20 protein-coding genes are annotated in these 20,692 nt (G+C 45.9%); 15 read left to right on the forward strand and 5 right to left on the reverse strand.

The window, feature by feature from the left end:
- Nucleotides 1-38 precede the first annotated feature (38 nt).
- From E8E00_RS04370 to E8E00_RS04390, 5 genes are all read left to right on the forward strand, one after another.
- Nucleotides 39-923 carry a glycosyltransferase gene (locus tag E8E00_RS04370; protein ID WP_136588358.1) on the forward strand — a complete coding sequence of 295 codons (885 nt, stop codon included), beginning with the start codon at nucleotides 39-41 and terminating at the stop codon, nucleotides 921-923.
- 241 nt (nucleotides 924-1,164) lie between these two features.
- Complete coding sequence (locus E8E00_RS04375) at nucleotides 1,165-2,211, forward strand: EpsG family protein (RefSeq protein WP_096629198.1); 1,047 nt, start codon at nucleotides 1,165-1,167, stop codon at nucleotides 2,209-2,211.
- 226 nt (nucleotides 2,212-2,437) lie between these two features.
- Nucleotides 2,438-3,544, forward strand: a complete 1,107-nt coding sequence (locus tag E8E00_RS04380) for a glycosyltransferase (protein WP_096629195.1) — start codon at nucleotides 2,438-2,440, stop codon at nucleotides 3,542-3,544.
- A 1-nt stretch (nucleotide 3,545) separates the two neighbouring features.
- The gene (locus E8E00_RS04385) at nucleotides 3,546-4,664 is read left to right on the forward strand and encodes a glycosyltransferase family 4 protein (protein ID WP_096629192.1); all 1,119 of its coding nucleotides are present in this window, start codon (nucleotides 3,546-3,548) and stop codon (nucleotides 4,662-4,664) included.
- A gap of 41 nt (nucleotides 4,665-4,705) precedes the next feature.
- Nucleotides 4,706-5,713 carry an NAD-dependent epimerase gene (locus E8E00_RS04390; RefSeq protein ID WP_096629189.1) on the forward strand — a complete coding sequence of 336 codons (1,008 nt, stop codon included), beginning with the start codon at nucleotides 4,706-4,708 and terminating at the stop codon, nucleotides 5,711-5,713.
- A gap of 84 nt (nucleotides 5,714-5,797) precedes the next feature.
- Here the strand turns inward: E8E00_RS04390 and wecA are convergent, their stop codons facing one another.
- Nucleotides 5,798-6,820 (reverse strand): UDP-N-acetylglucosamine--undecaprenyl-phosphate N-acetylglucosaminephosphotransferase, encoded by a 1,023-nt coding sequence (gene wecA, locus E8E00_RS04395; protein ID WP_240531901.1) that lies wholly within the window; start codon nucleotides 6,818-6,820, stop codon nucleotides 5,798-5,800.
- Between wecA and E8E00_RS17290 the strand changes: the two genes are divergently transcribed.
- Entirely contained in the window at nucleotides 6,717-7,061 is a 345-nt protein-coding gene (locus tag E8E00_RS17290) for a hypothetical protein (protein ID WP_240531962.1), read from the forward strand. The genes wecA and E8E00_RS17290 overlap by 104 nt on opposite strands.
- A gap of 45 nt (nucleotides 7,062-7,106) precedes the next feature.
- Here the strand turns inward: E8E00_RS17290 and E8E00_RS04400 are convergent, their stop codons facing one another.
- The 4 genes from E8E00_RS04400 to E8E00_RS17130 all read right to left on the reverse strand — a co-directional run bounded on the left by E8E00_RS04400 (nucleotide 7,107) and on the right by E8E00_RS17130 (nucleotide 11,187).
- Nucleotides 7,107-9,275: a YjbH domain-containing protein gene (locus tag E8E00_RS04400; protein WP_096629186.1), complete on the reverse strand. Its 2,169-nt coding sequence runs from the start codon at nucleotides 9,273-9,275 to the stop codon at nucleotides 7,107-7,109.
- Nucleotides 9,272-10,003, reverse strand: coding sequence for a capsule biosynthesis GfcC family protein (locus E8E00_RS04405; protein ID WP_168174042.1), 732 nt, complete (start codon nucleotides 10,001-10,003; stop codon nucleotides 9,272-9,274). The genes E8E00_RS04400 and E8E00_RS04405 overlap by 4 nt, the downstream gene beginning before the upstream one ends.
- Nucleotides 10,004-10,094: 91 nt before the next feature.
- Entirely contained in the window at nucleotides 10,095-10,775 is a 681-nt protein-coding gene (locus E8E00_RS04410; RefSeq protein WP_096629180.1) for a YjbF family lipoprotein, read from the reverse strand.
- Nucleotides 10,776-10,845: 70 nt separating this feature from the next.
- Nucleotides 10,846-11,187 (reverse strand): hypothetical protein, encoded by a 342-nt coding sequence (locus E8E00_RS17130; RefSeq protein WP_168174041.1) that lies wholly within the window; start codon nucleotides 11,185-11,187, stop codon nucleotides 10,846-10,848.
- A 395-nt stretch (nucleotides 11,188-11,582) separates the two neighbouring features.
- Between E8E00_RS17130 and E8E00_RS04420 the strand changes: the two genes are divergently transcribed.
- From E8E00_RS04420 to rbsC, 9 genes are all read left to right on the forward strand, one after another.
- Nucleotides 11,583-12,734, forward strand: coding sequence for a polysaccharide export protein (locus tag E8E00_RS04420; protein WP_371414225.1), 1,152 nt, complete (start codon nucleotides 11,583-11,585; stop codon nucleotides 12,732-12,734).
- Between the two features lie 11 nt (nucleotides 12,735-12,745).
- Nucleotides 12,746-13,180, forward strand: coding sequence for a phosphotyrosine protein phosphatase (locus tag E8E00_RS04425; protein WP_096629174.1), 435 nt, complete (start codon nucleotides 12,746-12,748; stop codon nucleotides 13,178-13,180).
- 70 nt (nucleotides 13,181-13,250) lie between these two features.
- The gene (locus tag E8E00_RS04430) at nucleotides 13,251-15,401 is read left to right on the forward strand and encodes a polysaccharide biosynthesis tyrosine autokinase (protein WP_096629171.1); all 2,151 of its coding nucleotides are present in this window, start codon (nucleotides 13,251-13,253) and stop codon (nucleotides 15,399-15,401) included.
- 110 nt (nucleotides 15,402-15,511) lie between these two features.
- Nucleotides 15,512-16,387 carry a UTP--glucose-1-phosphate uridylyltransferase GalU gene (gene galU, locus E8E00_RS04435; RefSeq protein ID WP_077456021.1) on the forward strand — a complete coding sequence of 292 codons (876 nt, stop codon included), beginning with the start codon at nucleotides 15,512-15,514 and terminating at the stop codon, nucleotides 16,385-16,387.
- Nucleotides 16,388-16,720: 333 nt separating this feature from the next.
- Nucleotides 16,721-17,125, forward strand: coding sequence for an META domain-containing protein (locus E8E00_RS04440; RefSeq protein WP_096629168.1), 405 nt, complete (start codon nucleotides 16,721-16,723; stop codon nucleotides 17,123-17,125).
- A gap of 47 nt (nucleotides 17,126-17,172) precedes the next feature.
- Complete coding sequence (locus E8E00_RS04445) at nucleotides 17,173-17,376, forward strand: hypothetical protein (RefSeq protein WP_096629165.1); 204 nt, start codon at nucleotides 17,173-17,175, stop codon at nucleotides 17,374-17,376.
- Nucleotides 17,377-17,743: 367 nt separating this feature from the next.
- Nucleotides 17,744-18,163, forward strand: coding sequence for a D-ribose pyranase (rbsD, locus tag E8E00_RS04450; protein WP_096629162.1), 420 nt, complete (start codon nucleotides 17,744-17,746; stop codon nucleotides 18,161-18,163).
- A 23-nt stretch (nucleotides 18,164-18,186) separates the two neighbouring features.
- A complete protein-coding gene (gene rbsA / locus E8E00_RS04455) occupies nucleotides 18,187-19,692 on the forward strand; it encodes a ribose ABC transporter ATP-binding protein RbsA (RefSeq protein ID WP_096629159.1) in 1,506 nt (501 codons plus the stop codon).
- Nucleotides 19,689-20,678 (forward strand): ribose ABC transporter permease, encoded by a 990-nt coding sequence (gene rbsC / locus E8E00_RS04460; RefSeq protein WP_077458573.1) that lies wholly within the window; start codon nucleotides 19,689-19,691, stop codon nucleotides 20,676-20,678. The genes rbsA and rbsC overlap by 4 nt, the downstream gene beginning before the upstream one ends.
- The last annotated feature ends 14 nt before the right edge of the window (nucleotides 20,679-20,692 follow it).

Genomic DNA, 20,692 nt, shown 5'->3' on the forward strand with positions numbered 1-20,692 from the left:
ACTTCTAATATAAAGTAATATTCCAAATTTGAGATTGTATGAAAATGAACGTCAGTATAGTTATACCAACCTATAATAGTAACCAATTTATAAAAGAAACTTTAGACTCGGTTTGCGCTTGTTTTGAAGGGGGTGAATTAGATTACGAGATACTATTAATAGATGATTGTTCTGACGATATAGATAGCCTAAAAGAGAAAGCAAAAAATTATTCAAATATTAGAGTCATTGAAAAAAAAGAAAAAAGTAATGCGGCAATGTCACGTAATATTGGGTTTAATAATAGCTTGTCTGATTTTGTTTTTTTTCTTGATAGTGATGATAAATTTTCTCAAAATCACATTGAAATTAGAATGAAGGAGCATATAGATAGGAATCTAGGAGTGATTTTTGGTGGCTTTAGGTGTAATGGTATAGAAAATATAATAACCGAATATACTAATACGGACTTTAGGGATTTTTTATTTAAATGCCGTGGTGATATACGTTCTTCAACTATTAGTATATATAAACCATATCACAAAGGAACTCTCTTTGACGTCAAGCAAAATAAACATCAAGACTGGGGTTTCGGTATTCGATGTACAGATAGCAAAGAATTAGTAGGCTTAGCTAAAGTTTCATCAGTATATATTGATACAAAAGCTAATGAAAAAAGAATGAGTAATAAGAGTGATATTACCGCTTCACAATATTTTCTAGATAGATATATAGACGATATGGAACACCAAATCCAATTCGTAAAGATGCACATAAAATCCGCCATATTAAATTCAGATAGCGCTGCCTTACATTTTTACCGAGAAAAGCTATATGAAGCTTTCAAGAGTAATATTTGTGAAAATAATAAAGCGCTAGCTATTATCGTCTTATCTTACTTGCCTAAAAGTCTTATAAAAATCATGTCAATTTTCAGAAAATAAAATATACACTAAGTTATTAAATGCTTGATTTAATATGGGTGTGTGGTGGCATAGTGAATGTCCCAAAAGTCATAGGCTTCGTTATGACATCTGATTATCAGGAGAACGACTAAGAAATACACATGAATATCGGTATTATACAGTGTAGCGTCTTAGGGTGATGATATTGTCTTCTTGATGTAAGTAGCTATCGTACTTCGAAATTAGATTAAACTGCTATAAATTATAGTGAATGTAACCAATGTTAATATATTATTTGACAATATTTTTTTTATTATTTACTGGTGTTTTCTATGAGAGAACCCGAGAAAAAGATAAGCCAAAAATCATCGTATTCGTTACGACTCTTCTTGTTCTAGTCTACGGTTTTCGTTATCAAGTCGGTGTTGATTGGTTTAATTACATTAATGTGTACAATCGAAATATATTGTATGGCAATATTTATGAGTTTACCACCATAGAGGTCGGATACAAACTATTAAATATAATCGCATATTATATAGGCGAGGGGATTATTACTGTAATACTACTGTCGACTATTTTATTTTTTTATTTTACGTTTAAACCAGTCCAAAAATTAGATCTCAACCCTTTCTATTTTTTAGCTATTGTCGCACCCTATCATCTGGTTATGTCAGGAATGAATTATACTCGCCAAGCTGTTGCATTAAGCTTGTTTTTGTATGCATTATCTTTTCTGATCAATAAACAAAAAATCAAATTTTTAATCGCTATTTTTGTTGCTGGCTCTTTCCATATATCAGCACTTTGCTTTATCCCCCTGCTTTTTATTGATGGTAAGAAAAGATATATATTTATTCCATTAATAGTTACTAGTCCTCTTATCATCAATATAATGCTGAATTACTATAGTCAATATGTTGAGTCGTCAATGGATAGTGCTGGACTATATTTGCGGGCTTTATACTTAATCGTACCTACTTTTTTATTTAGCCTATACTATAAGGGCTGGCATAAATTGGACTTATTAGAAAGAAGACTTGTGTATCTAGTCCTAATTTCGTTTCCATTAATAATTTCATTTTCCTATATTTCTTCAACGATAGCTGATAGGTTTTCATATTACTTTATTCTGATGGGAACATTTTGTTGGATGCTGTTTTCAAAGAAAGGCGAGCCGAAAAGAAAAAGGGATCTTAAATATTTTGGTAATGCCATATTGTTATGTTCATCTTCATTAGCCTTTGTCGTTTGGACTCTTTATAGTGGCTATATTTCGAGTTACCAGTTTGATTCTTATTTTTCGTATTGGTTGGAATTTTTGTAGTGGCTTTGTTTTTCTTCTTTACAGAAAGTAAAAATCAAGCTTTAAAGTGGTACTGAAAATTTTAATTTTACTAGCCTTTTTATAGGGCTTATCTAACTAGTTTTGTTTCTTATAGTGGTTTTAACAAATTTCCTAGTCTAATTTTTCATGTGCCTTGCTTTTGTGCTTTTGTTATATTTTTAGTTATTTATCTTCTGCTGAGCAAGAAAGTTCTAGGGAATATCTAATGAACATAGTTTATATTATTACCGGTCTGGGGATGGGTGGTGCAGAGCAACAAGTTTGTAGCTTAGCTGATTATCAGGATTATTTGGGGAATAACGTTACACTCATATCACTTGGTAGTTGTGGAAAGATAAAACCAAAGAGAGAGTCCATTGTTGTTGAAGAGATTGGGATGAAAAAGAGTCCTATGGGCTTTTTAAAAGCACTACTTTACACCGCGAAAATACTTAAAGTAAGAGATGTTGATTTAATACACAGCCATATGTTTCACGCAAACATATTTTCAAGAGTTTTGAAGTTGATGTTTCTAAAGGTACCTCTTATTTGCACATCCCATACAACTAATGAAGGCAGTTGGTGGAGAATGCTAGTGTATAGGTTGACCGACTGTGTTTGTGATATGAACACCAGTGTGAGTATAGATGCTGCTAGCTGCGCGGTAAATCGAGGTGCGGTGCCTAAGCATAAAATTAAGGTTATGTATAACGGCATAGATACATGTAGGTTCTACCATGACAGCTCGTCTAGGATTTACTATCGTAACTTATTATCAGTAAGCCAAAATACTAAAGTTTTTCTTGCAGTCGGTCGAATGACTCATGCAAAAGACTACCCTAATATGCTCCAAGCTTTTAAATTAGTCGCTGATTATAGGCATGACATACACTTAGTAATCATAGGGGATGGAGATGAGTTGGAGGGTATCAAGTGCCTAACTAAGCAACTATCCCTCGATGATAAAGTGACTTTCTTAGGAGCGAGGACAGATATTACGGAATGGATGAATGCATCAGATTATTTCTTGTTATCATCAGCATGGGAAGGCTTCGGATTAGTAGTTGCAGAGGCAATGGCATGTGAGAAAGTGGTTATTGCTACGGACTGTGGAGGTGTTGGTGAGGTGGCTGGGAATAATAATTATCTATGCCGTCCTAATGATAGTAAAGCGCTTGCAAATAACATACTTAAAGCACTTAGTCTTTCGGAATCAAGTTATAAAAAGATCGGCATGCTAAATCGTGAAAAAGTATCAGATAAATATTCCATGAAAGTCATATCAGGTAAGTGGTCAAAATTATACAGCTGTCTTGCTGAGGGTAGAAAATAGTATGAGTAGTATTGTAATTACGTCCAACACCAGTTGGTACCTCTACAATTTTCGAAAAAACACCATTCAAGCACTGATTGATAAAGGACATCAAGTCTACGCAATTGCTCCAAAAGATGAGTACTCAGTAAAGCTCGAGGCACTAGGTGCACGGTATGTTCCGGTTGATATCGATCAGGGAGGGACGAATCCGATCAAGGATTTAAAGACTTTTATTGGGTTCTTATCGATTTATAGAAATGTACGCCCTGACGTTGTATTGAACTTTACGCCAAAAAATAATATTTATAGCACAGTAGCTGCAAAGATTTTCGGTGGGAAGTCGGTAAATAATATTGCTGGCCTTGGGGCTATCTTTATCAATCAAGGTGTGTCAGCAACGATTGCAAAATGGTTATATAAATTTAGCCAACGCTTTGCGAATACAATTTTTTTCCAAAACGAAGATGACAAAGCGTTGTTTCTAGATAATCACCTAGCAAATCCATCGATCACTGATCGGTTGCCGGGGTCAGGTGTGGATTTATCACGGTTTTCTGCTCGCCCCAGCGATGATGACGGCAAGGTGCGGTTTTTAGTCGTAGCAAGAATGTTGTATGACAAGGGGATTGGCCACTATGTTGAAGCGGCCCGAAAGCTAAAAGCAGAATACGGTGATAGTGTAGAGTGCCGTTTGCTTGGATTTGTAGGGGTTAATAACCCAACAGCGGTAAGTAAAGAAGAGATGCAACAATGGGTCGACGAAGGCGTCGTTACTTATTTAGGTGTCTCCGACAAAGTTGAGGATGAGATGGCAGAGGTTGATTGTGTGGTACTGCCTTCTTTTTACCGTGAGGGAGTTCCGAAATCCTTACTAGAAGCGGGCGCGATGGGTAAGCCGATTATCACAACGGATAATGTGGGATGCCGCGAAACCGTTGATCATTCGGTCAATGGATATCTTTGTGAACCGAAAAGCACAGAAAGCCTCTATGCTGCGATGAAAGAAATGATTGAAGTAGGCCACTCGAAACGATTGATAATGGGACAGGCAAGTCGCGAAAAAATGCAAAGCACATTCGATGAAAAGATCATTATAAACAAATATATGGACGCAGTAGAAAGCGCACTAAAAGCCTAATAGCGTCAGTTAATTGGTTAGACAAACATAAGGAATTGACAATGAAATATCTTGTCACTGGTGCGGCTGGGTTTATCGGTAGCGCTACAGCAGAAAAGCTTTTGGTCGCTGGTCATCATGTTATTGGTGTAGATAGCCTGAATGACTACTACGATGTATCGTTAAAACATGCGCGTCTAGCCCGCATCGAACACCCGAATTTTACTTTTGAACAACTTGATATTGCCGACCGCGAGAAAATGGCAGCGTTGTTCGAGACGCATCAATTTGATCGGGTGATTCACTTGGCTGCGCAAGCAGGGGTGCGTTATTCGATTGAAAATCCACATGCGTATGCGGATGCCAACTTAGTGGGGCACTTGAACGTGTTAGAAGGCTGTCGTCAAACGAAGGTAAAACATCTCATTTATGCCTCTTCGAGCTCAGTCTATGGTCTAAATGCAAAGGTACCGTTTCAAACTTCAGACTCGGTAGACCACCCCGTCTCTTTGTATGCGGCAACGAAAAAGTCGAATGAGCTTATGTCCCATAGCTACTCGCACTTGTACGATATCCCGACGACAGGGCTTCGCTTCTTTACGGTATACGGCGCATGGGGTCGACCTGACATGGCGCCGTTTATTTTTACCGATAAGATTTTAAAAGGTGAAACCATTGATATTAATAACAATGGGGATATGTGGCGCGACTTCACTCACGTAGATGATATTGTTGAAGGCGTGGTGCGTATTGCGGATGTTATTCCATCACGCAACAATGATTGGACCGTTGAAGCAGGCACGCCAGCTTCTAGCTCTGCGCCTTATGCCGTCTATAATATCGGACATGGCTCGCCGGTGAATTTAATGGAATTTGTTCAATGTATTGAGCGTACTATTGGCATTGAGGCGAAAAAGAACTTCCGTGAAATGCAGCCTGGTGATGTTTATCAAACTTACGCGGATACACAAGACTTATTTAAAGCGACAGGGTATAAACCGCAAGTCTCACTCGATCAGGGTGTGACTGAATTGGTAGAGTGGTACAAAGCGTTCTATCAATCTAATTGATTAAGCTGTTAAACCTTCCAATAAAAAAGCCCGAAAATGCGGGCTTTTTTATTGTCCGATCGTTATGTTGAGCTTCAGTACGGATTAACCGTTAAGCGCATGTTCTGGCTTATCTTGTTTGCGAAATGCGCGGATAAATGTGGTGATGCGCCACACGTAGCTTAGCAGAGTCGCATAGAGAATAAAGCAGAGAATAAAGCTTGCAAACATGATGCTTTCACTGATTTCAGCTAACTCGCCATAAATGCCGAAACCGGCGAAAAGTGCAGCAAAGCCACAAATAACTAGCAAAGTTTGTTTCGAGCTTAAGCCTAAGCGTTGGAAAATATGGTGTAGATGCTCGCGATCTGGCTTAAAGGGCGAGTGGCCGCGACGTATACGACGGATCATAATCGCTGTCATATCCATGAGCGGAATCGCGATCAGCCATAAGCAGGTGACAGGACGAATCGAGGCCTGTTGACCGGTTTGGCTTGAGAGTAGCAAAAACCAGACGATGGTAAAGCCAATCACCATGCTACCTGCATCACCCATAAACACTTTACGTTTGCGGCCAAGTAGGCCCAGGTTAAATAGAATATAGGGTGTCATCGCGACAATAATGGCGATAGATAGATAAGCCAGATCGTAATGGTTGACGGTGGTCATCATAAAGGCGATACCCGCAAATGTGACAATAGAAAGACCACCCAGCAAACCGTCAATACCGTCTACCATATTAAAGGCATTAATAGCACCAATTACGGCAAATACGGTGATAATATAGCCAGCAATTCCTAAGTTTATATTGCCTGTGCCTAATATATTGCCAATCGTGCTTAATTCAATATTGCCGACCTCTACCATGGCAATAGAAAGTAAGGCTTGCACAAAAAAGCGAATCTTATAACTAATATCAAATTTGTCGTCTAGGGCGCCAATAATAACAAGAACAAGTATACTGAGACTGTATAAATCTGTGTGTGGAATTAGGTCGGCATTATCCCAAAGGAAATATAATAATGTGATGCAGATAGAAATGCCACCTACCAGTGGAACAGCACCTGAATGTAGCTTACGTACATTGGGCTTATCGACGAGTCCCACAATCCTGGCGAACCTACGCATTAAAAAAAGCACACACGTCGACAACACGAAGAGTGCTATCAAGTCCGTTGCAGAAAAATACACAGTGTCTCTCCTTTATAGTTTGTGGCGCGATATTACACCAGTCTGTGATATTAATAAAGCTGGGCAGCGTGTATGGTATTTTTTTGAACAACTTTTGACAAAAAAATCATCAATTGATGGCAGCACCTTCGCTGATATAAATGAGAGCGATGTATTTGTCTCAAAAATAAAACACTAATGATGTTGTTAATAATAAAAAGCCCGCATAAAGCGGGCGGTTTTATTATTGAATAGGGCGAGTGCTCCAAGGCGAACGGGCATCTGTTATATCATAAAGCGAATATTTTCTGCCCAGTTTTTGTCCGCCATCGCGTTGTAGCGGCAGCCAAGAAATGGTTGCACGGCTGGTGTTGGGTTTAACAGACAATAAGTCGAACGGAATCGAGATGTAAAAGCCTTTGGTAAAGCTACCTTCGCCAAACTCTTCGGCAGAAAGATCAGTTTTGGTCGCAAATACGCCAGCAATGATCCCGCTATCAAACTGTTTGGAGGCATCAATCGTGACACCAATATCATCGGTGAGGTAGCGCCCCGTACTTATTTTCGCCATAGTGCCTTCAAACAGGCCAAGTGGCTCTCGCCAATATAAGGTCGCATGGCCGGTCGTAGTGCCGGTTTGAACGCGGTAATAGCGTTGGTCTTCGTCACTATACTGGCGCTCTTGGCTGAACAAGCCAAATACGGAGCTTGGATCACGCTGTTTTACATAGTTAATGTCTACCCCTAGCGCAAAGTCACTGTTGTAAGGACGATAAAGCACTTCGCCACCCACACCGGCAAACATATCTTCAAGGTAGCCGCCGTACGCTTGGGTATACCAATTGGCGCCAAACTTATCAAAGTAGGTGAGCTGTAAATTGGTGATGCGGTAGCGCTCATCAATGTACTGGCGGGTGAGTGTGCGGACTCGTTTTAAGTCTGTACCATCGGGCGGCACGGTGTAATTGAACTTGTCATAGTTATCGAACAGGTTGGCGTACACCTCGCCAGAGGCGACGATGTGATCGTTCATAAACCATTCCGCGGTTCCGAGTACCCCGATAGCATACAGATAAAAGTCTTCCGCCCCACCAATCGATTGGCGCAGTTTAGGCGCAAGGCCGGCGCGGAAATTATCATCGGCATCGCCCATCAGCGCACCTTGTGGTGAGCGTGCAGCGATCGTTCCAGTCGCATCCTTGATGTCGGCGCCGACGTAATCGTAGTTCGCGATTTGCGCGTAACGGTCGGCATCAATGATGGTTTCTGTCATGGGTTGGCGGTTTTTGGTTTCAATCAGCTTATAGCGCGTGGCATCAAGGCCGGTATTCGCCAGTAAGCGTGCCGCACGATCATGGGCTTCACTGCGATCTCGGTACTTATTTTGCTCGCCAGCGACGGTAATTTGTTCACCATCGTAATAAACGCGATTGTCTGTGTAACCGGCATTTTTCGCGAGCTGCTCACTTAACTGCTGCCATTCGGCCTCGCTTAACTCACCGGTTGTCGCGTTTGGGGTGTAAGCGGCTATCGGGTCGTCAAGCCAAAAAGGATCCGCTTCGCTGAAGTTATTCACCAGCGTTAGTCCCGCGGTGAAGGTATTCCCACGTTCATAGCTAAGGCGCATATCAGCCCACGGCGCAAGTTGATAGACCAAGCCTACATTCCATGGCGAGTCGGCTGGCAGCGATACGCCTTCTCTAGAGGTTGGAAAATCTGAACGATAGTCATTGCCATCGTATTCAAGCTTGAGTGACAAGGGGGCAAAAGGAGTTTGATATTCTACGCCGCCAAACAGAGCTATACAGCCTGTAAACATACGATCAAGGTCGACGTTGCCACCGTTACCTTTGTATCCGGTATTGCGATCGCAATCGTTGCCAAGGGTTTTATCGCCGCGTAGGTTGGCACGGTTGCCTAAATATCCCCAACCCACTCCCAGGGTAAAGTCAAAGGGGCCGGCGTGTTTGGAGCCCACGATGTATTCGCCGTCAAATAAGCCGGTACCGCCTAAGTCGCGCACCCCAACTGCTAGTTCAGGCAGCCAGTAGCTTTCATTCAGCAAAGTGAGCTTGGCATCGATACTTTTATCGGTATAGCTGTTGTCGCCGCTAAAGTCGGGGTTGGAGCTATACAGCACATCGTGCACTTGGGTATAGCGAATGGTCGTTTCTAGCCAAGGAAACAGTTGCAGTGACGCATGATAGTGTAAGTAATCTTCGTTGTAGGTGGTGCCTAGGCTAAACCCTCCCTCGGGCACGGTACGAGCTGAGGGTATTTGTATTAAGCCAACACCGCCAAAGTCTGTTTGTGAATACGAAAGACTTGGATACGAAAAACTGTCTGCATGCGCGGAATATGCACAGATCAATGCGGCTGCTAGAGCAGAATGGGTAAATACAGCGGTTTTCATTCTGGAAGCCTGTTACTGAGATAGTCGAGAACAAGTTGATTGGCATCAACCGTGTCAGGATAGGACGCCAGTCCTTTTACTGGCAGGGGCAGGTAGACCACCGCACCCGGCGCAATATCTTGGTGTGATGCATTCCAATATGCGATAGCGTGTTTTTCAATCGCGCCATCAGGCTGTACCACCCAAGCGTAAGATTTGCCCAGTGTATTGGCATTGGCGTGATCGAGATAATCAGCCGCACCTTGTCGCACTTTCCAAGGGTATTGACCGGGAGCCGCGACGTTACCCAATACCCATACATGATCAGGACGCTGAGGAAAGACGAGTCGCCACTGACCATCTAAACGTGGATTTTTACTGATGTCGACGCGCGTGAGATCAGGGTCGAGTGAGACTTTGGCACGACGCTCCACGGTAAATGTTTTCAGTGTGCGGACCAGTTGTCGCCAGCGTTGCTGTGGCTGGCCGGTTTGGATGATCACTTGGTTCTCAGCGGCAGCCATCGCTGTTAGTGCAAGGCGGCTAGGTAGGGTAATGTCGTACAAGCCGGCGCCGTGCCAGTAAACATCGGCGATGTTGGTTTGAGTGCGTTTGAGCGCTGCCATCACCGCATCGCTGAGTCGTGGCGGCGTGTCGTAGTCGATGGTCTGATCGCCAACGGTGATTTGATGTTGCAGCGGGGCGGGCTGTGCGATTGCCTGTGGTGACAATATCAACCCGATGGCCATACTGCTCAAGAGCACGAGATTAAAAAAACACCGTATGATGGGGTGAGACGAGGTTTTAAAAAAGTCTAATGTCATTGACTGATTCGTCATTTTATTGCGCCCCCTGATACGCTTTTAGGAAGCTGATGCTTATCGCGTCCATATTGGGAGCGGGGTACTGAATGGTTTTGAGCACTTTTCCTGAGGTTGGCGCAAGCCAATACTGATTGGTGTAAGTGTGATTCAGTGCGGAGATAGTGACGGTTTCTTCAAAGAAAACAGCGTCACGCATGATGCCATTAATGGCCACTTGGTCCGCGCCTTTGTTTTCAAAGGTGCTCGATGCGTTGTAGCCGAAATGATAACCGGGGACAAAGTCGATGCGAAATTGCCAGTTAGCAGGCGTCGTCGGGTTAAGCAGACCGAGCGCGAGTGGATCGGGCGTGTCACTATCGAGCTTGGCTAAATTGGTCCCAGGAAGTTTTAATGTTTTAACAATACGACCAGAGACAGTTTCAATCACCTCGCTGTCGGCAGACATCCATTTTAACGCGGTTTGGTTGTGCGAGAAGGGCTCAGCGTAGGCTAAGACCAAAAAACCGCGTGGGCCATCTCCTAAGCGTGCATAAATGCTGGCATAGGGCAAGGCTTGGATCTCTTCTTGGCTGTATTGAGCGTCTGGGAAGCCTTTGTATAGCAGGCTATAAGTGTCGGCTAAGTTGCTGGCTTGCTGTGTACAGCCGCTAAGCGTGAAAAAAAGTAACGTGGAGAAAAAAAGCTTGAAGTGTGTCATGTGGGTAGATACGTCGAGGTTTAAGCAAAAAACAGCCGCCCGAAAGCGGCTGTTGGGTTGAGCATCACGATCAGTTCGTTGTCGCAGGACCAGTGATAACACTGCCACTAGTACCGCTGTCGCCAGCGGCGGCAACTACTGAGCCAACGGCTGCAGCTGCTGCCGTACCGGCTGCTACTGCACCGATGCCTAAACCACCAAATGCAGCTGAACCTGCACCTGCAGCACCTGCCGCGCCTGCTCCTGCAGTGCCAGCAGTACCGGCTGTGCCTGCGCTTGCTGAAGTGGCAGCACCGCTTGCGCTAGCACTTGCACTGCTGCTACCTGCTGCGGTTGAGCTTGACGCTTCACCGGCAGCCATGGCGCTTGCAGCAAACAGCATGGCAATAATGCCCGTTGCTACTTTTTTCATAATTCTCTCCATGGAAGATTTGCTTAAACAACGTCTACTAATGCAGACAGAGCATTAACCTAACGATTTAACTTTAGCTTGTAAATGCAAAGTCTACGTCTTTTGCGCATTCTGCCATAAATATCGATAAGTTACAGCAGTATTATGTCTTGCGGTCGGGCTTTGATATGAAATCTGGTGGGGTTTATTTCATTCACTAATGTCTGTATTATCCGCACTCTGACATGACTGGGCATAGACTCAGTACCACTTTTTGTCAAAAAAATTGGCTATTTATTGTTCGATTTGACTCTGCAAATGCGTGTTAAAAGCATTTTTGTCCAGAAGGCAACAATAACAAGCCTTTGAATTAAAAGTATTTCAGCGGAATAAACAACAAAAATTAGGATGACGTTGTGCTAAAACCTATTTGTTTTGTCGCTATGAGCTCACTGGCTCTGGCAGGATGTACAATGCCGGGTTCTCATTTTGATCCGAGCGATAAAAATATCGTGGGCCAGCCCGCTGAGGATTTATCTACTCAGGTAAATATCTATCCACTGACTCCGTCTTATATCAAGCAGCTTAATAGCCAGCGTGCTCGCGCGCTAGCGCAGGTGAATCCTGAACTGGATTCACAAATTCAAAACTATGAATATCGCATTGGTCCCGGTGATGTCCTGAATGTCACTATTTGGGACCACCCTGAGCTGACCATTCCAGCCGGCTCTTACCGTAGCTCGGCTGAAGCGGGTAACTGGGTACATGCTGATGGTACCATTTTCTATCCATACATCGGTCAAGTTGCCGTCGCAGGTAAAACGGTACAAGAAGTGCGCGATGATATTGCTAAGCGTCTGGCGACTTATATTGAAAAACCGCAAGTTGATGTCAACGTGGCGGCGTTTCGCTCGCAAAAATCTTATATCACGGGTGAAGTGAAAAAGCCGGGCTATCAGGCGATCACGAATATTCCAACTACCATTTTGGATGCAGTCAACCGAGCTGGTGGGATCACCGAGTTTGCAGATTGGCGCAATGTCACCTTGACCAAACGCGGCGAAGAAGAAAGTGTGTCTTTGTATGCATTAATGCAAAAAGGCGACTTAACCCAAAACCGCTTACTCAAAGACGGTGATATCTTGCACATCCCTCGTAATGATGGCCAGAAAGTCTTTGTGCTTGGAGAAGTGAACGATCCGAAAATGCTGAAGATTGATCGTACCGGCATGAGCTTGACTGAAGCCTTAACCTCTGTGGGTGGCATTGATGAGCTAGAAGCCGATGCAACTGGTATTTTTGTGATTCGTAGTACAGCTCGTCAGACGCCAAACAGCCCACGTTACGACAAATCTGAGCCCGTTGCGGATGTGTTCCAGTTGAATGTTAAAGATGCGACTGCCTTGGCGGTCGGCACTGAATTTGATTTACAACCGTATGATGTGGTCTATGTAACCGCCGCCCCGATTGCGCGTTGGAACCGTGTCATCCGTTCACTGCTGCCAACTATCTCTGGCTTTAATGAGCTGACCGAAGGTGCGCTTCGTGTCGATACTTGGCCACGATAAGCGAGTCCGTCATGTTTAATAAGATTCTTGTCGTGTGTGTTGGTAACATCTGCCGCTCTCCAACTGGAGAGCGGCTATTACGCCAAGGCTTACCGACTAAAACCATTGATTCTGCGGGTGTCGGTGCTTTAGTTGGCAAACCGGCCAACGAACAGGCATCACGTATTGCTGCCAAGCATGGAGTAGATTTAGGCGGCCACGAAGCTCGACAGCTGACCGCATCGATGTGCCATGAATATGATTTGATCCTGGTGATGGAATCGAAGCACAAAGAAGACGTGTGTCGCATCGCTCCTGAAGCCCGAGGGAAGACCATGCTATTTGGTCACTACCTGACGCAAACGAAAGATATTCCAGACCCTTATCGTCAAAGCGATGAGGCGTTTGATTATGCGTACGATTTGATCGCCCAAGCGGCACAAAAATGGTGTGATGTACTGCGTTAACCGGGCCCTCTGCGTTGCTGCAGTGGTCATAACGGGAAAGTGAGTGCCTTAGAGGACCCAAGAGCATAAAATGAACCAAAATATAAAAAATACAGCGTCATCAGACGATGAGATTGATCTAAGTAAACTGCTTGGCCATTTGATTGATGGCAAATGGATAATTGTTGCCTGTACCTTGTTGTTTGCTGTGGTGGGAGTGGCGTTCGCGATCTTAGCGACTCCAATCTACAAAGCCGATGCATTGATTCAAGTCGAGCAAAAAGAAGGTGGCATGTCTTCGCTACTCGGTGAAGGGGCGAGTGGTTTGTTTGCCACCGACAGCTCGGCGAGTACTGAAATTGAGCTGATCCGCTCACGCATGGTGTTAGGCCAAACGGTCGATAAGTTTAATCTTACCACTGTGGCGTCTCCGGACTATTTTCCTCTGGTAGGCAAGGGGCTAGCACGCCTCACTGGCGACCAAAATCAGATTGCGATCAGTCGGTTCGAGATCCCTCAAGATTATCAGCAGCAACCCTTTCATCTAACCGTTGATGCCCCGGGGCAATACTCGCTGTATAACAGTGATGATGAACTTGTTCTGAAAGGGCAAGTGGGCAAAGCGGCAATCAATAACGATTTTCATCTATTTGTTACTGAGCTTACGGCTGACCAAGGTGACTCGTTCACGGTGTCTAAAATGAGCCGTCTGCGCGCCATTAAAGCGATCCAAGACGAGTTGTCCGTTAGTGAGCGTGGTAAGCAAACCGGTATTCTGACGCTTTCCTATCAAGGGGAAGATAAAGCCCTGATTGAAAAAGTGCTCAGCGACATTGCGCAAAACTATTTTATGCAAAACGTGAAGCGTGATGCGGCGGAAGCGGAAAAAAGCTTAGAGTTTTTGAAAGGGCATTTGCCTGGGGTGAAAGCCGAGCTGACGACAGCAGAAAACAAGCTCAACAAATTCCGCCAAGAAAACGACTCGGTTGATTTGTCGCTAGAAGCAAAAGCCTCACTTGACACTATGCTGTCGGTGGAAAAACAGCTCAACGAGCTTACGTTCAAAGAAAGCGAGTTGGCGCAAAAGTTCACCAAGGAACACCCGGCCTACTTAGCCTTGCTAGATAAGCGTCAAACCTTGCTGGGCGAGAAAAAGCGTGTTGAAGCCCAAACACAAAAGCTTCCCAAAACGCAGCGTGAAATTTTACGTCTGACTCGTGATGTTGAGGTGAATCAAGCCATTTACGTGCAGCTTTTAAACAAGGTGCAAGAGCTCAACATCATGAAGGCGAGTACCGTTGGTAACGTGCGTATTATTGACGATGCGCAAACCTTTGAGCTGCCGGTTAAACCGAAAAAGCCGCTTATTGCTGTGATTGCAACCTTGCTTGGCGGTATGATCGGTGTTGGTGTGGTGCTATTAAAAGCGGCGTTCCATCGTGGTGTTGAAAACCCAGACGATATTGAAGCCATTGGCTTGCCCGTCTATGCCAGTGTGCCACTTTCCGAAACCCAGCAAGAGATAGAAAAGAAACGCCAGAAAAAGGCGCTGCATACCGCCGGTGAAAGCTTGCTTGCTTCCGCGAATCCGGCGGACTTGTCTATTGAGGCATTGCGTGGTCTGCGAACCAGCTTGCATTTTGCGATGATGGAAGCCTCAAACAATATCTTGATGTTCTCGGGGCCAAGTCCCGGCATCGGTAAGTCGTTTGTTTCTGCCAATATGGCGGGTGTGTTGGCGAAAAGCGGACAGCGCGTGCTGGTGATTGATGCGGATATGCGCAAAGGCTTCTTGCATCAGCAGTTTAGTAAAAAGGCAGACAACGGACTTTCCGACTATCTAGCTGGCAAGCTCGATATTGACGGCGTCGTGCAAAAGCAGATCCTAGAAAACTTGGATGTGATGACGCGTGGTCAGGTGCCGCCGAACCCGTCAGAACTACTGATGCATCCGCGTTTTAAAGAGCTACTCGATTGGGCGAGCGCGCACTACGATATTGTCATTATCGATACACCGCCGGTATTGGCGGTGACAGATGCCGCGATTGTTGGTGCTCACGCGGGAACAACCTTGCTGGTGGGACGCTTTAGTGTGAACCCGATTAAAGAAATTGAAGTCACTAAACAGCGTTTTGAGCAAGCCGGCGTAAACGTAAAAGGCTTCGTACTCAATGGGGTCGTGCGTAAAGCCGCAAGCACCTACGGTGGGAACTACGGCTACTACAACTACAGCTATCAGTAAGTTACCCCTCTCTATGCAGCAGGCAATGTGTTGATGCATTGCCTGTTTTTTTATAACGGAACACTGAACGATTCCGAACAATAACAAATGTTAGACAGCTAGGAGCGAACATGATCAAGCACTGCTTATTCCCTGCAGCAGGCTATGGCACGCGTTTTTTACCGGCCACCAAATCTATGCCTAAAGAAATGATGCCGATTGTGAATAAGCCTTTGATTGAATACGGCGTTGATGAAGCCATTCAAGCAGGCGTAAAACATATGGGCATTGTGACTGGTCGCGGTAAGCATGCCTTGATGGATCATTTCGATAAAAACTACGAACTCGAGCATCAAATCAGTGGCACCAAAAAAGAAGCCTTGCTGACAGACGTGCGTGCGCTGATCCAATCTGCTTCATACACCTATATTCGCCAAAACGAAATGAAAGGATTAGGCCACGCGATTCTCACGGGCAAACAGTTGGTGGGGGACAATCCGTTCGCCGTCGTGCTTGCTGACGACCTTTGCTTGAATCTTGGTGGTGACACTGTGCTTAAGCAAATGGTGGAGCTATACAACCACTATCGTTGCTCGATTGTGGCGGTGCAACGTGTGCCCGAAACTGAGACGCATAAGTACGGGGTAATTAGCGGCAGCAAGTTAGAATCAGGTTTGTTCCGGGTGGACAACATGGTCGAAAAACCCGCGCCAGAAGAGGCTCCGAGTAATATGGCAATCATAGGTCGCTATATTCTGACGCCGGATATTTTTGAGATTTTGGAAAACACGCAGCCAGGCAAAGGTGGCGAAATCCAAATCACTGACGCCTTACTCGAACAAGCGAAACGCGGCTGTGTGCTTGCGTATGAATTTGAGGGCGAGCGATTCGATTGTGGTTCGGTTGAAGGCTACATTGAAGCCACAAATTACGCGTATCAGCATGTATATCTCGGTAAGCCAACCGAAAGCGCTGAGCAACGTCAAGAGACACCTGTCCCCGCGTAACGCAAGACCTTTTCAATTGACCGATTATGGCGCCTTAATGGCGCCTTTTTCATGCTCATTTTATGAGGACAGACACTCTTTCGTCGCTTTTTCGTTTACCGTTTATTGGGACAGACACTTTTATGACCGCTTATGGGCGCTTATGGGGACAGGCACTTTTATAAAAATCGCATATCACTCGAAACGGCGCATATGGGGACAGACACATTTTATAAAAGTCGCATATCACTCGAAACTGTGGTTTTATCTTGGCTATCTTTCCGGTTAGTGGTCTTATACTAGCGGGCAATTTTAACGACGCCTTGGCGTGATAGAGTGTAATGATAAGGGGGAATGATGACTAAGCTTTTACTACCAGCATTGGTAGCGATAATGATTACCGGTTGCGTGAGTCAACCCACCGCAGACGTTGTTGATACATTGATAAGCAAGACATGGGTAGTAGAGGATCTAAACAACCAAGGTATCATCGACAACTCACGTATTACGCTAGATTTTAACAATGAAGGGCGAGTAGCCGGTATAGCCAGTTGTAATCGGTATTTTGCAGGCTATTCGATTGATAATCGCGCGATCAAGGTTGGGCAAGCTGCTTCTACGATGATGGCATGCTCCGATGCGTTGATGACGCAAGAAAATCACTTCCTAGATACACTGCAAAGTGTTCACTCTTTTGATATTGATGGCACAGGTGCACTGATACTGAGCGGAGACAACATTCGCATCTTGGCACGCTAGTTTAAGACGGTTCACCGGCTTCTGATGGTGGGCGAATGAGGTAAATAATGACTGATAGGCCTACTAAAAACATCGTCCCCGAGCGTGACCAGCGGCGGTTTGCGGTATCGGCTAACCGGAGCAAAGCGAGTCATCGTATTCGCTACGTGGAGTCGGGTGGCGCCTCGGTGGATAATGATGAGTGCACATTTTGCCAAGCGGTGCCGAGTGAACCACGGGAAGCAGACAAAGAAGCCGAACACGATAATTAACTAAATTAAATTAATAAATTAACGGGACAGGCACTTTTTCTGCTTTTCATTAACTCTCATCCATCGTTTATCGGGCGCAAGATATTCTCGGGACAGGCACCTCACTTTTTCCGCAACGCGCAAAACTGTACTGCCAACACAGACTGTGTGATTTATCTCTCTCTTTGCTAATGACTCCAATATCAATAGTCGATCTTTCTCACATCTGTGATGTTTACAGATGGTGAAACTTTTCTTTCATCTGCATTATTCGCCCATATCGAAACGTTTCGATAGTGTTTTTCCTGAGGGAAAACGCTGATCATAAGAAAACGTGCCAGCGCACAGTGAGCGCTGATTACGTCCATCGTGAGTGAGAAGGTGATGAATGAATAAGCATGGTTTGCTCCATCCAGAGCTTGCACGGCTCGTAACCCAAATTGGACACACCGATGAATTGACGGTGTGTGATGCGGGGCTGCCGATCCCCAACTCGGTGTCGCGTATTGATTTGGCGCTGACCCAAGGGGTGCCGAGCTTTATGCAGACGGTCGAGGCGGTGTTAACTCACGCCTGCATTGAGTCGGTGGTGATTGCGGAAGAGCTTGCAGCAGTTAGCCCAGCGCTGCACCAAGCCTTGCTTGCGCGACTAGAGCAAGAGAGTGCTGCGCGTCAGCAGCCGATCACTGTGACCACGATCAGTCACGAGGCGTTTAAAGCACGCACGGTGCAGAGCAAAGCGGTGGTGCGCACCGGAGAGTGCACGCCTTATGCCAATGTGATTTTTCAAGCCGGTGTCACCTTTTAGGTGAGCCTAAGCGAGTAACCACGATGACGCAACCTATCTTACAACTCCGCCAAGTCGTAAAAACCTTTCCCGGGGTGCGCGCCCTCGATGAGGCGAGCTTAAATGTCTATCCCGGTGAGGTAATGGCGCTACTCGGCGAGAACGGCGCGGGTAAGTCTACCTTGATGAAGGTCCTCACCGGGATTTATCACGCCGACAGTGGTGATGTGAACTATCAAGGCGAGCCGGTTTCGTTTAAAGGTCCGCGTGATTCACAGCACGCGGGGATCAGTATTATTCACCAAGAGCTCAATTTGATCCCAGAGCTGACCATTGCCGAAAACATCTTTTTGGGCCGCGAGTTTACTAACCGGTTTGGCAAGATTGACTGGACCAAGATGGTGGAAGAGGCCGATAAGCTGTTGGCACGTTTAAATGTGAAAGCCCGCAGCACTGTGCCACTTGGCAGCTTGAGCTTGGGCGAGCAGCAAATGGTGGAAATTGCCAAAGCGCTGTCGTTTGAGTCGCAGGTGATCATTATGGACGAACCGACCGATGCCTTGACCGACACGGAAACCGCCTCGCTGTTTGCGGTGATCAACGAGCTGCGAGCGCAAGGCTGCGGAATAGTTTATATCTCTCACCGTTTAAAAGAAATTTTTGAGATTTGCGATCGGATCACCGTGTTACGTGACGGCAAGTTTATTGGTGAGTGTCCCGTGAGTGATACCGATGAAGACGGCCTGATTGAAATGATGGTGGGCCGCAAACTCGCCGAACAATATCCACGAAGTGACGTTACCCCTGATGGAATAAGCCTTGAGGTGGAAAATGTCAGCGGCCACGGGGTGGAAGCGGTGAGTTTTCAGCTACACCGCAGCGAAATTCTGGGTGTATCGGGTCTGATGGGCGCCGGGCGCACGGAGTTAATGAAAATTATCTATGGCGCCATGCCGCGTGAAGCTGGCGTGATTCGGCTTGATGGCAAGGTGATTAACCCCGTAAGTCCGCAAGATGCGCTGGCCAACGGCATTGCTTACATCTCTGAAGACCGCAAAGGCGAGGGCTTGGTGCTGGGTTTATCGGTGAAAGACAACATGTCGCTCAGTGCACTCGATAAGCTCACCCATTGGGGGAAAATACAGCCGCGTGATGAAGTGATGGCGGTGGATGATTTTATTCGTCTTTTTAACATCAAAACCCCCACCCGGGATCAAATCATTGGCAACTTATCGGGCGGGAATCAGCAGAAAGTGGCGATCGCCAAGGGGCTGATGACTAAACCGAAAGTGCTGATCTTGGATGAGCCGACTCGGGGGGTCGATGTCGGTGCCAAAAAAGAGATTTATCAGCTAATTAACCAATTTAAAGCAGAGGGCATGAGCATCATCTTGGTGTCGTCAGAAATGCCCGAAGTACTCGGCATGAGCGACCGCATCTTAGTGATGCACGAAGGCCGCGTATGCGGTGAGTTTGATGCCAAAGACGCTAACCAAGAAACCCTGCTTGCCTGTGCGGTAGGCAAAGATGCCAATGAGGATGCAGCATGAGCGAGAATGCAATGAATAAGTCCCAGCCGTCAGAAGATGGACGTAAGCCCCTGTTCAGCAAAGCGTGGTTGATTGAGCAAAAATCGCTCATTGCCCTGTTGGTGCTGATCGTGGTGATGTCATTTTTAAACAGTAACTTTTTCATGGTCGACAACCTGCTTAACATCCTGCGTCAAACCTCGGTGAACGCCATTATCGCCGTGGGGATGACATTGGTGATTTTAACCGCGGGTATCGATTTGAGTGTTGGCTCGGTGTTGGCGCTGTGCGGCGCGTTTGCTGCGAGTTTGATTGCGGTCGAAGTACCGGTGCTGGTGGCTGTGCCAACGGCTTTGTTTGCAGGCGCGGCAATTGGTGCCATGACAGGCGTCGTGGTGGCCAAAGGCAAGGTACAGGCGTTTATTGCCACCTTGGTAGCCATGACCCTCTATCGCGGTGTCACCATGGTGTATACCGATGGTCGCCCCATCTCAACGGGCTTTACTGATACCGCCGATGCGTTTGCCTGGTTTGGTACCGGCTACCTGTTGGGCATTCCTGTCCCCGTGTGGTTGATGGCTATCGTGTTTATCGGCGCTTGGTATCTGCTCAATCACACCCGTTTTGGCCGTTATATTTACGCACTCGGTGGCAATGAATCTGCGGCGCGGTTGTCGGGCATTAATGTCGATCGAATCAAGGTGGGTGTGTATAGCCTGTGTGGCATGCTCGCGGCGCTAGCAGGGATCATCGTCACCTCGCGCCTGTCCTCCGGACAACCGACTGCCGGTACTGGCTATGAGCTTGATGCGATTGCCGCGGTGGTGCTGGGCGGCACCAGCTTGATGGGCGGTAAAGGCAAGATCATGGGCACATTGATTGGGGCGCTGATTATCGGCTTTTTGAACAACGCCCTTAACCTGCTGGACGTGTCGTCTTACTACCAAATGATTGCCAAAGCGGTGGTGATTCTGCTCGCCGTGCTGGTGGATAACAAAAACAAATAGCTGTTTGAGACAGC

This window comes from Salinivibrio sp. YCSC6 (genome assembly GCF_004916735.1).
GTDB classification, from domain to species: Bacteria; Pseudomonadota; Gammaproteobacteria; order Enterobacterales; family Vibrionaceae; genus Salinivibrio; species Salinivibrio proteolyticus.